This window comes from Gordonia ajococcus, from assembly GCF_012974285.1.
GTDB classification, from domain to species: domain Bacteria; phylum Actinomycetota; class Actinomycetes; order Mycobacteriales; family Mycobacteriaceae; genus Gordonia; species Gordonia amicalis.
This window is the reverse complement of sequence record NZ_CP052884.1, coordinates 2,079,107-2,092,219: the sequence shown is the minus strand read 5'-3', so window position 1 is coordinate 2,092,219 and position 13,113 is coordinate 2,079,107. Positions and strand designations below refer to the sequence as shown.

Annotated in this window: 16 protein-coding genes; 12 read left to right on the top strand and 4 right to left on the bottom strand. The window is 67.2% G+C overall.

Translation table 11 applies throughout. The features are described from left to right. Positions 1–11: 11 nt before the first annotated feature. From GAA2_RS09560 to GAA2_RS09540, 5 genes are read left to right on the top strand one after another with little or no spacing between them, the layout of a single operon-like run. Positions 12–1,259 carry an alkane 1-monooxygenase gene (locus GAA2_RS09560; protein WP_159405643.1) on the top strand — a complete coding sequence of 416 codons (1,248 nt, stop codon included), beginning with the start codon at positions 12–14 and terminating at the stop codon, positions 1,257–1,259. Continuing rightward, a complete protein-coding gene (locus GAA2_RS09555; RefSeq protein WP_024499789.1) occupies positions 1,256–1,423 on the top strand; it encodes a rubredoxin in 168 nt (55 codons plus the stop codon). Before GAA2_RS09560 ends, GAA2_RS09555 begins: the two co-directional genes overlap by 4 nt. After that, the gene (locus GAA2_RS09550; protein ID WP_006437844.1) at positions 1,420–1,599 is read left to right on the top strand and encodes a rubredoxin; all 180 of its coding nucleotides are present in this window, start codon (positions 1,420–1,422) and stop codon (positions 1,597–1,599) included. Before GAA2_RS09555 ends, GAA2_RS09550 begins: the two co-directional genes overlap by 4 nt. Then, a complete protein-coding gene (locus GAA2_RS09545; protein WP_159405642.1) occupies positions 1,596–2,834 on the top strand; it encodes an NAD(P)/FAD-dependent oxidoreductase in 1,239 nt (412 codons plus the stop codon). Before GAA2_RS09550 ends, GAA2_RS09545 begins: the two co-directional genes overlap by 4 nt. Continuing rightward, a complete protein-coding gene (locus GAA2_RS09540) occupies positions 2,831–3,433 on the top strand; it encodes a TetR family transcriptional regulator (RefSeq protein WP_024499787.1) in 603 nt (200 codons plus the stop codon). Before GAA2_RS09545 ends, GAA2_RS09540 begins: the two co-directional genes overlap by 4 nt. 8 nt (positions 3,434–3,441) lie before the next feature. On the opposite strand, the gene GAA2_RS09535 is transcribed toward GAA2_RS09540, so the two are convergent. Next, entirely contained in the window at positions 3,442–4,929 is a 1,488-nt protein-coding gene (locus tag GAA2_RS09535; protein ID WP_024499786.1) for a phospholipase D-like domain-containing protein, read from the bottom strand. A 125-nt stretch (positions 4,930–5,054) separates the two neighbouring features. Between GAA2_RS09535 and GAA2_RS09530 the strand changes: the two genes are divergently transcribed. Further along, positions 5,055–5,678 (top strand): CHAP domain-containing protein, encoded by a 624-nt coding sequence (locus tag GAA2_RS09530; protein WP_159405641.1) that lies wholly within the window; start codon positions 5,055–5,057, stop codon positions 5,676–5,678. Between the two features lie 22 nt (positions 5,679–5,700). Beyond that, positions 5,701–6,333, top strand: coding sequence for a DUF2461 domain-containing protein (locus GAA2_RS09525; protein ID WP_191834915.1), 633 nt, complete (start codon positions 5,701–5,703; stop codon positions 6,331–6,333). A 327-nt stretch (positions 6,334–6,660) separates the two neighbouring features. Here the strand turns inward: GAA2_RS09525 and GAA2_RS23145 are convergent, their stop codons facing one another. Further along, complete coding sequence (locus GAA2_RS23145) at positions 6,661–6,798, bottom strand: hypothetical protein (RefSeq protein ID WP_248664855.1); 138 nt, start codon at positions 6,796–6,798, stop codon at positions 6,661–6,663. Here GAA2_RS23145 and GAA2_RS09520 point away from each other — a divergent pair. The 4 genes from GAA2_RS09520 (at position 6,787) to GAA2_RS09505 (ending at position 11,426) form a co-directional block, all read left to right on the top strand. Next, positions 6,787–7,947, top strand: a complete 1,161-nt coding sequence (locus tag GAA2_RS09520) for an FAD-binding oxidoreductase (protein ID WP_248664831.1) — start codon at positions 6,787–6,789, stop codon at positions 7,945–7,947. The two genes, GAA2_RS23145 and GAA2_RS09520, sit on opposite strands and share 12 nt — an antisense overlap. A gap of 33 nt (positions 7,948–7,980) precedes the next feature. Continuing rightward, entirely contained in the window at positions 7,981–8,976 is a 996-nt protein-coding gene (locus GAA2_RS09515; protein ID WP_006437837.1) for an antibiotic biosynthesis monooxygenase, read from the top strand. Positions 8,977–9,079: 103 nt separating this feature from the next. Beyond that, positions 9,080–10,477 (top strand): amidohydrolase family protein, encoded by a 1,398-nt coding sequence (locus tag GAA2_RS09510; RefSeq protein ID WP_191834914.1) that lies wholly within the window; start codon positions 9,080–9,082, stop codon positions 10,475–10,477. A gap of 4 nt (positions 10,478–10,481) precedes the next feature. Next, positions 10,482–11,426, top strand: coding sequence for a hypothetical protein (locus GAA2_RS09505; protein WP_024497905.1), 945 nt, complete (start codon positions 10,482–10,484; stop codon positions 11,424–11,426). 1 nt (position 11,427) lies between these two features. Here the strand turns inward: GAA2_RS09505 and GAA2_RS09500 are convergent, their stop codons facing one another. Next, positions 11,428–11,835, bottom strand: a complete 408-nt coding sequence (locus GAA2_RS09500; RefSeq protein WP_024497904.1) for a YchJ family protein — start codon at positions 11,833–11,835, stop codon at positions 11,428–11,430. Between the two features lie 91 nt (positions 11,836–11,926). On the opposite strand from GAA2_RS09500, the gene GAA2_RS09495 reads away from it, so the two are divergent. Further along, positions 11,927–12,139, top strand: coding sequence for a dodecin (locus GAA2_RS09495; protein WP_006867659.1), 213 nt, complete (start codon positions 11,927–11,929; stop codon positions 12,137–12,139). An 18-nt stretch (positions 12,140–12,157) separates the two neighbouring features. Here the strand turns inward: GAA2_RS09495 and GAA2_RS09490 are convergent, their stop codons facing one another. Then, positions 12,158–13,045, bottom strand: a complete 888-nt coding sequence (locus GAA2_RS09490; RefSeq protein ID WP_159405638.1) for an alpha/beta fold hydrolase — start codon at positions 13,043–13,045, stop codon at positions 12,158–12,160. Between the last annotated feature and the right edge of the window lie 68 nt (positions 13,046–13,113).

Below are 13,113 nucleotides of genomic sequence, written 5' to 3'. Positions count from 1 at the left end.
GAGGAGCGTGCATGAGTACCGCACCGCTCGAATCCACCCCCGGCACCCCGCCCCTGGAATGGCGCGACAAGAAGCGCCACCTCTGGCTGCTCGGCCTCATCCCGCCGACGTCGGTCTTCCTGGCGATGGCATTCGTCGCCGCCTTCAACGCGATCGGCCACGGTTTCGACGCCGTGTCCCCCGTCTGGTGGTGGATCGGACCCATGCTGGTCTATGTCCTGCTGCCCATCCTGGACGTCTTCTTCGGCCCCGACGGCTCGAATCCGCCGGAAGAGCTGATGGAGCAGCTGGAGAACGACAAGTACTACCGCTGGTGCACCTACATCTACATCCCGTTCCAGATCGCCAGCCTCGTCATGGCCTGTTATCTGTGGACTGCCGACGATCTCAGCTGGCTCGGCATCGACGGCGGATTGGGCCTCGCCTCCAAAATCGGTCTCGCCCTGTCGATCGGCGTGATGGGCGGTATCGGCATCAACACCGCACACGAACTCGGCCACAAGAAGGACGATCTCGAGCGGTGGCTGTCGAAGATCACGCTCGCTCAGACCTTCTACGGTCACTTCTACATCGAGCACAACCGCGGACATCACGTCCGTGTCGCCACCCCCGAGGACCCGGCGAGCTCGCGTTTCGGTGAGACCTTCTGGCGATTCCTGCCGCGGAGTGTGTGGGGCAGCCTGAAGTCGTCGATCGAGCTGGAGCGCAAGCGACTCGACCGTGTCGGCAAGCCGTTCTGGCATCCGAGCAACGACGTCCTCAACGCCTGGGCCATGTCGATCGTGCTGTGGGGTGTGCTCGCGGCGGTGTTCGGGTGGCAGATCCTGCCGTTCCTCGTCATCCAGGCCGTCTACGGGTTCTCGCTCCTCGAGACCGTCAACTACCTCGAGCACTATGGTCTGATGCGCCAGAAGACCAAGACCGGCCGCTATGAGCGCTGCACCCCGGAGCACAGCTGGAACTCCGACCACATCTGCACGAACATCTTCCTGTATCACCTTCAGCGACACAGTGATCACCATGCCAACCCCACCCGCCGCTACCAGACGCTGCGCAGCTTCGACGGTGCGCCGAACCTGCCGAGCGGGTACGCCAGCATGATCACGCTCGCCTACTTCCCACCCATCTGGCGTGCGGTGATGGACAAGCGGGTCCTCGACCACTACGACGGCGACATCGAGCTCGTCAACGTCGCGCCGCATCGTCGTGAACGCATCCTCGCCGCGCACGGTGTCGCCGGGAAGGACGGCGACCGATGAGCGCCTACCGTTGCCCGGTCTGTGATTTCGTCTACGACCAGGCGGCCGGCGCACCCCGTGAGGGATTCCCGGCCGGCACCGCGTGGTCCGACATCCCCGACGACTGGGCGTGTCCGGACTGCGGCGTCCGCGAGAAGATCGATTTCGAAGAGGTGGCGAAGTGAAGTTCAAGCTGTTCCGCTGCGAGGTCTGCGGATTCGAATACGACGAAGAGCTCGGGTGGCCGGAGGACGGCATCGAGCCGGGGACCCGCTGGGACGACATCCCCGACGACTGGAGCTGCCCCGACTGCGGTGCCGCGAAGGCAGATTTCGAGATGGTCGAGGTGGCCCGCCCGTGAACTCCGGGCCCGCCCACCCCCCATCGGTGGTGATCGTCGGGACCGGGGTCGCGGGCATCACGGCAGCGGAAACCCTGCGGGCCAACGGGTTCGACGGGACGATCACCGTCTTCGGCGAGGAACCCCACCTCCCCTACCGACGCACCGCGCTCAGCAAGGGCATCCTCGACGGGGACCTCTCCGATCCCAAGATCACCCTGCGGCCCTCGGGGTACTGGGAGGAGCGCGGCATCCACATCGTGCCGTCCGTCCGGGTCACCGGCATCGACGCCGTGTCCCGAACCGTCGGACTCGCCGATGGTTCGGCGGTCGGCTATGACGCGCTCGTCCTCGCGACCGGCGGCACGGCGCGCCAACTGCCCGGCGCGTCGCCGGACCTCCTGTCGCTGCGCACTCGCCGCGACGTCGAACGTCTCCGTGCCCGGATCGACTCGGGTCCGGTCGTCATCGTCGGCGGTGGACTGATCGGCCTGGAGATCGCCGCCGCAGTGTCGTCCTCCGAGCAGCGGGTGGACTCCGCCGGACAGATCACCGTTCTCGAGGCCGCCGCGTCGTTGCTGTCGCGGGTGGTCCCGGACAGCGTTGCGGAGGCCGTCGCCGCCCTGCATCGGGATCGCGGCGTGCGGGTCGTCACCGACGCCCGGATCACTGCCGCCGAGACCGACGCGGTGACGCTGGCAGACGGCACCCGGCTGACCGGAACCGTGATCAGCGCCATCGGGATGCAACCAGATACCGCCCTCGCGGAGGCGGCGGGTCTGTCGGTGAGCCCCGCGGGCATCGTCGTCGACGAGACGCTGCGCACCTCGACACCCCGGATCTATGCCGCCGGCGACGTCGCAGCACGGCCCCATCCGCTGACGGGTGAGCCGATGCGGGCCGAGCAGTGGCTGACCGCGACCGAGCACGGCAAACTGGTGGCCATGACCATCGCCGCCGATCTCGGCCTCGCCACCGGTCCCTCGACCCCCGTCCCGCGCGTCCCGCTCGCATGGTCGATGCAGTACAGCAGCAACATCCAGATGGTCGGGTGGCCGACCATGGCCGACCGGTTCGACGTGGACCTCGACACCAGCACGGGGACGGGCACCTGCGCCGACGGGTTCGCCACCACCGTCCGCTGTTTCGCCGACGAACGCCTCGTCGGCGCGGTGTGCATGGGTCGCGGCGGTGCCGGCCGTGCACTCCGTACCGAGATCGAGAAGACGCTGGAGCCGGTCGGCGCGGCGGGATGACGACGCGTAACTACGCCCAGGACAGCAAGACGCTGCTGCGTAACTCTCTGCTCGACGGGTTGCACGATCTGCTGATGGACCGGGACTGGTCGGCGGTACGGATGTCGGACGTCGCCGCCGCCACCGGTGTCAGCCGGCAGACCGTCTACAACGAGTTCGGGTCGAGGTACGGACTCGCCCAGGGATATGCGGTCCGGCTGGCGAGCCGTTTCGCCGGCCATGTCGCCGACTCCCTCGCCGAGCACGTCGACGACGTGACCGGCGCGCTGCGCACCGCGTTCACCGAGTACTTCACCGGCGTCGCCACCGATCCCCTGATCGCGTCGCTGCTCTCCGGCGAGGCGAAACCGGATCTGATGAAACTCATCACGACGGATGCGGCACCGATCATCGCCACGGCCGGCGACCGGCTCTCCCAGGCGTTCCGCGAGTCGACGTGGTTGTCGATGCCCGACTCCGACATCGAACGCATCGCGCGCGCCATCACCCGCATGGCGCTGAGCTATGTCGCGATGCCGCCGGAAGGCGATCGCGACGTCGCGGCGGATCTCGCCGAGATCATCGCTCCGGCCATCGAGACCGCGCGGCTCTCCGACTGAGGAAACCCTCAGCGCGGCAGTCGTTTTCCGACCCCGCGCCGGATCACCCCGCGGTAGATCCGCTCGACCAGCGGAGTGCGCGCACCCTCCGGGTCGACGAGTTCGTTCTCGGCGATGATCGATGCCTCGTCGTCGATCACGTCGCGGTCGAACAGTTCGAGCGTGCGGCCCGGGGTGGCCAGCGACTCGATCGCCCCGATCAGCGACTGCTTCTCGCGCACGGTGTCGTCGAAGACCTCGGCATCGACGTCGAGATGTTCCGACAGCAGCCGGGTACGCATCGATGTGATGGTGTCGCGAAGTCCCGCGTCGTCGGGGTCGTCGCGGCGTGCCTCGATGGCCACGTCGCATTCACTGTCGAAGCCCAGCGACCGGTTGTTGAGATTCGACGAGCCGATGCGCAGCAGGACGTCGTCGACCACGAGCACCTTGGCGTGCACATAGATCTCGTCACCCTCCGAGGTCACCGGATAGTAGGCACGGAACCGATCGTGGACGTCGGCACGCCACAGCATCCGGAGCAGCTTGTGGCGTGCGCCGTCCATGGCCAGTCGTTCCACCGGGCTGTCGGCGTTGCGTGGGAGGACCACGACGATCTCCGGACCGTCGGGTTCGGCGAGTCGCTCGGCCAGGGCCTCCGCGATCTCGCGGGCGGCCAGATACTGGCTCTCGACGTAGATCGTGCGGCGGGCGGCGGCGAAGGCCGCCCGGTACAACCGGCGGATCTCGTCGATCTCCGGACGGTCGTTGTAATGAGGGATGGTCCGGGCGACCCCGACCTCGCAGTCCGCGAACGTCACGTCGAGACCCTTCGGCCAGATGTCGGGGCCCTCGGTGTCGACGAGGGGTGCCAGACGCTCACCGGTCGCCGCCTCCCACCGGTCGACGGCGACACTCGCGACGACGCGTGCGGCATCCCCGTCCAGTGCGACGGTCACGTCGTGCCACGGACCATGCGGTTCACCGTCGGGGTCGCGACGGAAATCGTTGTGCGACAGATGTTCCGAGGTGTCCCAACGGTCCACGGTCATGTCGATGCCGCCGCAGAACGCGAACTGGTCGTCGATGACCGCGATCTTCTGGTGGTGTGCGGCCGACACCGGATGCGCGGCATCGATCCGGTAGTGCAGACGACGCCCCGTGAGGAGGTCCTGGACGAACGGCGGCGCCACCCCGCGAAGCATCCCGGTGAACGCACCCGTGCTCCAGCGCAGCACGTAGATCTCGAGGCCCGACCGGTGCTCGATGAGCCATTCGAGGAAGTCGCCGAGCCGGTCGGGGATCTCGTGGTCGGATGACCGCGGATCGAGGCTGATCCGGGTGTCGACGTCCCAGCCGATCAGGATGACCCGGCGTCGTGCCTGGAGCAGTGCCGACTTGGCGTGCAGAAAGTAGTCCGCCGCGTCGACGATGCAGGCGACGCGGTCGGCGGTGGCGATCTCCCGACAGGTGTCACCCGCACGCAGGATCGGCTCGTGTCCCGACTCGTCCGCCATGTTGTCCTCTGCCTCGTTCTCGTCACCCGTTGTCGTTGTCAGTCCCCCCGTCAGCCCGTCATTCTGCCAACACACGTCGGTCGCCATGGCACCCCCACCTCGGGGCGGTCCCTACACTCGTCGAGGTGACACCCGAAGCCGCGCACGACCTCGACGAAAAGCCCACCCGACGTCGACGACGCCGGCCGTTCGCCGTGGCTGTCGTGGTCGCCGTGGTCCTGCTCCTGGGTGCCGGGCTGGTCGCGTGGCGCACCGTTCCCGAGCGGTGGCTCCCGTGGGACACCGCGGAATTTCCCCAGGTGGACGCCTCGCAGCTGTCACCGGCACAGAACCGGATCGTGGAGTTGCTCCGTGCCGAGCACGCTGCACAGCGGCCGGGCACGTTCTATTCCGAAGGCGTCGACGAGCCGTGGTGCGCGAACTTCGTCAGCTGGATCATGCGCGAAGCCGGAACCCCGTTCGCCAACCCCCACTCGGGGCACTGGCGAATCCCCGGAGTGTTCACCCTGCAGGAGTACTTCCAGGACACCGGGCGCTTCGAACCCGCCGGCGACTACACGCCCCGCGTGGGCGACGTCGTGATCTACGACCGGTCGTCGGCACTCGGCCAGCACACCAATATCGTGGTCGGGGTCGACGGTGACGAGGCGACCACGGTCGGGGGCAACGAGATGCGCAGGATCCGGGTACACGAGCTGGACTGGAGGTCCGACGGCGGCGTCGTCGGATTCGGACGGACTATCGGATGACTAGTGCCGGCATGGTGATGTCATGAGCTTCGACGGATTTCCCGAAGCCGCCCTCGACTTCTACGACGATCTCGAGATCGACAACTCGAAGTTCTTCTGGGAGCAGCACAAAGAGACGTATCGCACGGCGGTCGCGGAACCGATGTCGGCACTCGCCGAGGAGCTCGCCGACGAGTTCGGCACCGCCAAGCTGTTCCGGCCGTATCGCGACGTCCGGTTCTCGAAGGACAAGACGCCTTACAAGACACATCAGGGAGCTTTTGTGGCCGTGGCCCCGGCCACCGGCTACTACATCCAGATCGGCGCTCCCGGTGTCCGCGTCGGGGCCGGGTTCTACGAAGCCACCCCGGCACGGCTCGCCGAGTTGCGCAAGGCCATCGACCATGACCGGCACGGGCCCGAACTGGAGAAACTCGTCCGTAGGCTCACCAGAGCCGGATGGGAGATCGGCGGCGACCGGTTGAAGACCGCTCCACGCGGCTACGACGTCGATCATCCGCGCATCGACCTTCTGCGTCACAAGTCGCTCTTCGCCGGCCGTGACTACGGCTTCGACGAGGTCATCCACACCCCGGCACTCGTCGACCGGGTCCGCAAGGACTGGCGCGCGACGACCCCGCTCGTCGACTGGATCGCGCGGCACGCCGCTACGTGAACCGGTCCGCACGTGGACACCGTTGCGGTTTCGCCCGGGACGCTCCCGGAGGTCACCCACCCTGTGGTCTGTTCAACGAAAACGGGACGACTTCGACGGCTTTCTGCGCGCGCGTTGCGGGTGCGTGGTCATACTGACGCCGTCCAACGTCGCTGACGACCTCGAATGACCGGGACGGCCGATGACAACGCTCGATCACGGTATGACCGCACATCTCGAGGTCGCCCTACCCGGCCGGGTCCATCTTCCCGGTTCAGTCGGCTACCGGGACTCGTTGGGACGCATCTTCTTTCCCGATGCCTCTCGGCGCCATCCGCCCTGCGTGGTTCATCCACGGGACACCTCGGACGTGGCCATGACGATGCGCACGGTCACGGCCCGCGGCGGCACCGTCACCGTCCGCGGGGGCGGCCTGAGTTCCACTCCGTCGACGACGCCGCCGTCCTCCTCGACCTGTCCGTACATCTCACGAGTGTTCGACCTCGTGGCGCACACGTCGAGGTGGAGGGCGGCGCCACGGTCGGCTCTGTCCTCGATGCACTGGCGGCGGAGGGCCGCGTCATCCCGGTGGGAATAGTCGGCCTCGCCGGTTTCGGCCTCGTGACCCGCGGGGGCGTCGGGTATCTCACGCGGAGCACCGGACTGACGCTGGATCATCTCGTCGAGGTCGAACTGGTCCTGCCCGACGGCGAGGTGGTCCGACTCTCCGAGGACAGCGGCGGCGTCGACGCCGACCTCTGGTGGGCGGTCCGGGGGTGCGCCCCGTCGTTCGGCGTGGTCACCCGCGCGGTGATCCGGACACACGAACAGGGGCCGGTCCACGTCGACCGCGCGGTGATCGAACTCGACGCTCTTCCAGCCTATTTCGACACTGCTCCGACACTTCCGCGGCATACGACCATGGGCGCTGTCCTGGGGTATCCCGGATCGACCGGTGACCCGGCGATGCTCGTGTACACGGCCTGCCGCAGTACGCGGCCGGCGGATCTGGCCGAAGCGCGCGAGGCAACCGACGCGGTCGTCGACGGCTCGTCGCATCCGCCTCGTTTCCGGTCGACGACCGTCGGCCGGTACCTCGACGGACTACCCGAGTTCGCACTGCCCGGACCGGATGGCGCCGATCCGCCGCCGATCAGTCCGCCCGACCCCCAAGCCGTCGACGATCACGGGCACTTCTACGGCAAGTCGGTCTTCCTCGGCCCCACACTGCGCTCCGGCGTCGCCGACGAACTCGCCGAGGGGATCGGCATCGCCCCGACGCGGGCGTGCCGCATCGACTTCCAGCACACGGGCGGCGCGCTCGCCGATGTCGCCGAGGGCGCCACGGCATTCTGGGGGCGTCGCGCCGAATGGAATGTGCCGCTGAACGCGATCTGGTCCGACGACCCGGACACCGGAATCCACTCGGATGAGGATTCCTGCACCGGCTGGGCCCGGTACATTCTGGATGTCCTCGCCGAGGACACCCTGGGTGTGTACGGCGTCGAGGTCCGGCCGGGTTTCGACGAGACCGATCACGAGACCGCACTTGCCTACGGCGAGAACCTCACTCGCCTACGTGAACTACGCGATCGCGTCGACCCTGCCCGCGTTCTGGGCGTCCATCCCCTTTAGCGCGCCCACGAGTACCGACCGCCGGAGTAGCCCATGACCAACGAGACCTCCCATCCGGACACGAGCCGACCTATCGGGGGCCCGGACGGCGCCGCCACGCTGATCTTCGGCCAGCGCGTCCGCGCCGGTGCGGACGAATCGTTTCGCACCTGGCATACGGCGATCTCTGCTGCCGCCGCGAGCTTTCCGGGCTTCCTCGGCGTCGAGTTGCGGCCTCCGACGGACACCCATGCGGAATGGCTCACCATCTACGGCGTCGACTCCGTCAGCCATCTCCAGGACTGGCTGAACAGCAGTGTCCGTCTCGAACACGTGCGCGCCGGCGCGGATCTCATGGACGGCCCGGCCACCGCACAGGTCCTCGCCCACGACGCCAAGGAACCCGACACACTGGTCACGGTCGTGATCACCCACCATGTCGCCGACGCCAAGGTCGACGATTTCCTCGCCTGGCAGAAACGGGTGGACGACGCCGAGCATCGTTTCGCGGGCTTCCGCGGCTCCGAACTGTTCCGCCCCATCGAGGGGGTGCAGGACGAGTGGACGGTGTCGTATCGCTTCGACACCGCCGAGCATCTCGAGGCGTGGCTGACGTCGTCGGAACGACGTGCCCTGCTCGCGGAGGCGGCGGAGTTCGGCGAGTTCACCTTGCAGACGATCGACCACTCGTTCGGCAACTGGTTCTCCCACGGCGCCCCCGACGCCCCGCCCCCGTCCAACTTCAAGACCTCGGTCGCGGTGTGGGTGGGCCTCTACCCGACCGTCGTGTTCCTGACGCTGGTGACCGCTCCGCTGGGCATGCCCCTGTGGCTGGGCATGCTGATCGGAAACCTGTTGTCCAGCTTCGCGATGAGCTATCTGACGATGCCGTACTACGTGAACAGGGTCCTCGGTTGGTGGCTGCGACCGAAAACCAAGGCCCCGCAACCACACACCGACGTGAAGGGCGGATTGTTCATCGTCGCCCTGAACGCGGCCTGGGTGGCCGTCTTCTATCTCGTCACCGTCGAGTTCTGGTCGTTGCCGTGATCGGGCCGGGACCATGCCGACGGACGACGGGGCCACGGCTGGAGACCCACCTCGGTGACCGCCCGCTGTCCCCCGACCCCATCCCACGATCCGAGGAGCACCGATGACCGACCACGTCCATCACGGCCACATCTTCCACCTGGCCGGAAGTCCGAAGATCACCGAGGCCGTCGACGCCCTGGTGTCGATCCCCGACGGCGCTCTCGTGGTCGGGGATGACGGGAAGATCAAGTACGCGGGCGAACGGTCCGGGCTACCGACCGAATTCGCGTCGGCCGAGAAGCACGATCATCCCGGCGGGTACCTGATCCCCGGCTTCGTCGACACCCACATCCACTTCCCACAGACCTATGCGGGTGACTCCTACGGCGGCGGACAGCTTCTCGAATGGCTGAACCTCTGCATCTTCCCCTCCGAATCGAAGTTCGCCGATCCCGAGTTCGCCCAGGCCGCGGCGGTCGAGTTCACCAGACGCCGCGTCGCCGCCGGCACCACGGCGATGATGGTGTTCGGTTCGGCCTTTCCCCACGCGCAGGATTCGCTGTTCACCGAGACCCGCAAGGCGGGTCTGCGCATCGTGGCCGGTCGCGGTATCCAAACCGTCGGCGGCGACACGGCCAAACCCCTCCTCACCTCCGAGGAGGAGGCGATCCGCCTGACGCGGGCGGAGATCGAGAAGTGGCACGCTGCCGACACCGGCGACTTCCGCACCGCGCTGCTGCATGTCGCGATCATCCCGCGATTCTCGTTGTCGGTGACCACCGAGACGTTGCGCAATCTCGGCGAACTCTACGACGAGTACCGCGATCTGGGCGTCTACGTCCACTCGCACCTCAACGAGAACAACCGTCCGGGCACGGGCGAGATCGACACCACCAAGGAGGTCTACCAGGTCGATTCATACCTGGACACCTACGACGGCAAATTCCTCCCGGGTTCCCAGGTCGGGGGCAAGAGCCTTCTGGGTCCACGAACGATCCTGGCCCACAGTGTGCACTGCCAGGACGTCGAACTGGCCCGGATGGCCGAGACCGGTACGTCCATCTCCCACTGTCCCGTGTCGCAGCTGTTCCTGGGTTCGGGGACCATGCCGTGGAAGCGCGCTGTCGCGTCGGGGGTGAACATCTCGGCGGGAACCGATTTCGGCGGCGGCGACGAGTGGCTCATCCCGCGGGTGCTCGGCGACGCGTTCAAGCAGCACATCACCGAACCCGGCGACGCCGGGGTGTCGATGCATCCCGCCGAGATGCTGTTCATCGGAACCCTCGGTGGCGCCCGTGCTCTGGACATGGAGGCCCGCTTCGGCAACTTCGACGAGGGCAAGGAAGCCGACTTCCTCGTCATCGAACCGGCTGACGCGCTCAAGGGAGTGCTCGAGAACGCGGTCCGCGCCGAGGACGACGACCTCGCCCGCGACCAGACACTGTTCGGACTTCTCATGGGGTTGCGTGAATCCTCGATCGCCGAGGTCCATGTGCAGGGCCGGCGAGTTTCCCTCTGATGCCGTGATCACGACCGTGTCGGTGTTCCACCCCGTCTCACAGACCGGGTTCGCCGACTGGGCCGCACTGCTCGCCGCGTCGGCGGCCGACAGCGAGGGCTGCCTGAGCGCGCGTGTCTCGACCGTTGCGGATGGCCGTTTCGAACCGGCGGTGGCCGCGACCTTCGTCGACGAGAAGGCCTGCGACCGCTGGGTCGACAGCCCCCGGCGGGCCGAGATCCTGCGGGACGGGCGTGTTCACGGTTGGATGGCATCGGCGCCGATGCTCGAACTGGTCGACGGCGTACCGCCCCCGCCCGGCGTCGGCGCCTTCCGCCACGACATCGTGTCGGGCAAGGTCGACGCTTTCATCGACGCGCAGCGCGACTTGACCGGCGCCGCAGGAGAATTCAGCGGTTACGAGGGCACGTCACTGTTCGTCGACGAGGACCGCGAGACGGCGTTGTCGGTGCTGCGGTTCCGTACCGACCGGCAACTCTCGGCGTGGGTGTCGTCTCGCGAACGCAGCGCCGCCCTCTCCGGACTGCGTTCGAGTCTGACCCACGACTTCGAGACGATGTCGAGCACCACCGCGTTCGGCACCACCGTGCGGAACGACCACGGCCGTATCCGCCAGACGCCGAACTGGAAGTCGGCGATGATGGTCCTGCTGGTGCTCTACCCGACGGTGATGGTCCTGTCCCGTTTCCTCGGGCCGGTTCTCGACCGCATCGGAGCCCAGCCGTGGCTGGCGTTGTGGCTGAGTCAGGTCGTGAGCGTCGGATTGATGCAGTGGTGGCTCATGCCGTGGGCGGCGAAACCGTTCCGCCGCTGGCTGGATCCGGTGGACGGCAACAGCCTCCGCAGCAATCTCGCCGGCGCCGGGGTGATCCTGCTGGTGTACGTCGGATGCCTGGCGATCTTCGCGAACGTCACCTGGCTCCAGTTCTGGGATTACGTGGACTCCTGAGTCAGCCGACGACACCGTCGAGGTAGACCCAGCGCCCGTCGTGTCGGGTGAAGCGACTGCGTTCGTGCAGCGTGCCACGCTCCGAACCGGTCTTGTAGTACGCGGTGAAGGTGACCTCGCCCTCGGTGTCGAACGGCGATCCGCCGTTCGTCGATTCGATGTCGAGGCGGTACCACCGCATCGCATCGTCGAGTTCGAGATCGTCGGGACGCGTGTCGGGGTGCCAGCTGAGCAGCAGGTGATCTCGATCACCGAGGGCGAAAGCGGTGAAGCGCGATCTCATCAGCGCCTCGGCGGTCGGCGCGTCGCGCTCACCGGCGAGGATGGTCCCGCAGCATTCACCGAACGGCAAGCCGGACAGACACGGACACCGCGCGCCGGGATCACGGTTTGCCGATTCGATGTTCATTCCCCGCATCTTAGGGGTAGACAGAAACGAGGTCACCCATGAGGCGGTCCGGTCATCCATGGCCGGACCGGCGCCGACGGAGGGAGAATCGTTGTCCGACAACGTGTATCGAGTCATCGAGGTGGTCGGTTCAGCCGCGACCGGCACCGACGACGCCATCCGGAACGCGATCGCGCGTGCGTCGCAGACGGTCAATCATCTCGACTGGTTCGAGGTGACCGAGACCCGCGGACACATCGAGGACGGCCAGATCGCACACTTCCAGGTCACCCTGAAGGTGGGCTTCAAGATCGAAGGTTCCTGACCCTCGCGGTCGACATGACTATCCGCGGGACGCGGTCGCGGTGAGAAACGCGCCGATCTCGCGGGCGACGGCTTCCGGCTCGTCGAGCATCGACAGCACCGCCGCACCGGGGATCTCGGCATAGCGGCCACGCGGCGCCAGCTCGGCGAGCCGAGGGCCGTGCGCCGGCGGCATCACCCGGTTGTCGGGCGACCACAGCACGAGCACATCCCCGTCGAACCCCCTGAGCGCCTCCGTCTTTCGAACGAGCTCGGCGGGATCGAACGATGTGGTCGCGTATTTGGTGACGTCCCGCCGGATGCGCGGGTCGGCGAGGACGGGGTCGGTCCATCGGCGCATCCGCTCGTTGTCGACGGGCTTGTTGATCATCCAGCCCCAGAGAATGGGCAGTCGTCGCAGCCACCCGATCCGCAGCTGACGTGCGGCGAGGGTGATGCCCCCGGGCAGGCGCACGGCCAGCGTTGCCATCTTGCCGGGAAGTCCCGGCGGGAAGTTCTCGAAGGCCTCACACGGCAGGATCACCATGCGGGCGACACGCTCGTCGCGGCCGAGCGCGGTCAGGAACAATGAGCCGCCCCAATCGGAATGGACGAGGGTCACGTCGCGCAGGTCGAGGGCGTCGAGAACGTCGGCGACGAGACCCACCATCCCGTCCATCGAGAGATCCGCATCCTCGTGCAGCGGAATCCGGTGAGACCCGAGCGGGAGCACCGGCCGGATGTAGCGGAAACCCTTCGGCAACAACGGGATCACGTCGTCCCACACCGTGTGGTCCATGAGCAGGCCGTGCAGGAGGACCACCGGTGGACCCGCACCGTCCTCCGCGTACTCCACCGTCCCGGCCGGGGTCTCGATTCTCTTGACGGCACCCGCCTGCGGGCTTCCCATCTGGTTGAGCTGGGTCATGTCGCGCGCTCCTCACCTCGGCCGGGAGACCGCAACCGGCCTCTAGAACGATCACTCTAGAATATCTG

Excerpts from the sequence above, each read along its gene's own strand:
- GAA2_RS09560 (WP_159405643.1), top strand. The coding sequence starts at position 12 with ATGAGTACCGCACCGCTCGAATCCACCCCCGGCACCCCGCCCCTGGAA.
- GAA2_RS09555 (WP_024499789.1), top strand. The coding sequence starts at position 1,256 with ATGAGCGCCTACCGTTGCCCGGTCTGTGATTTCGTCTACGACCAGGCG.
- GAA2_RS09540 (WP_024499787.1), top strand. The coding sequence starts at position 2,831 with ATGACGACGCGTAACTACGCCCAGGACAGCAAGACGCTGCTGCGTAAC.
- GAA2_RS09535 (WP_024499786.1), bottom strand. The coding sequence starts at position 4,929 with ATGGCGGACGAGTCGGGACACGAGCCGATCCTGCGTGCGGGTGACACC.
- GAA2_RS09525 (WP_191834915.1), top strand. The coding sequence starts at position 5,701 with ATGAGCTTCGACGGATTTCCCGAAGCCGCCCTCGACTTCTACGACGAT.
- GAA2_RS23145 (WP_248664855.1), bottom strand. The coding sequence starts at position 6,798 with ATGTACGGACAGGTCGAGGAGGACGGCGGCGTCGTCGACGGAGTGGAA.
- GAA2_RS09515 (WP_006437837.1), top strand. The coding sequence starts at position 7,981 with ATGACCAACGAGACCTCCCATCCGGACACGAGCCGACCTATCGGGGGC.
- GAA2_RS09510 (WP_191834914.1), top strand. The coding sequence starts at position 9,080 with ATGACCGACCACGTCCATCACGGCCACATCTTCCACCTGGCCGGAAGT.
- GAA2_RS09500 (WP_024497904.1), bottom strand. The coding sequence starts at position 11,835 with ATGAACATCGAATCGGCAAACCGTGATCCCGGCGCGCGGTGTCCGTGT.
- GAA2_RS09490 (WP_159405638.1), bottom strand. The coding sequence starts at position 13,045 with ATGACCCAGCTCAACCAGATGGGAAGCCCGCAGGCGGGTGCCGTCAAG.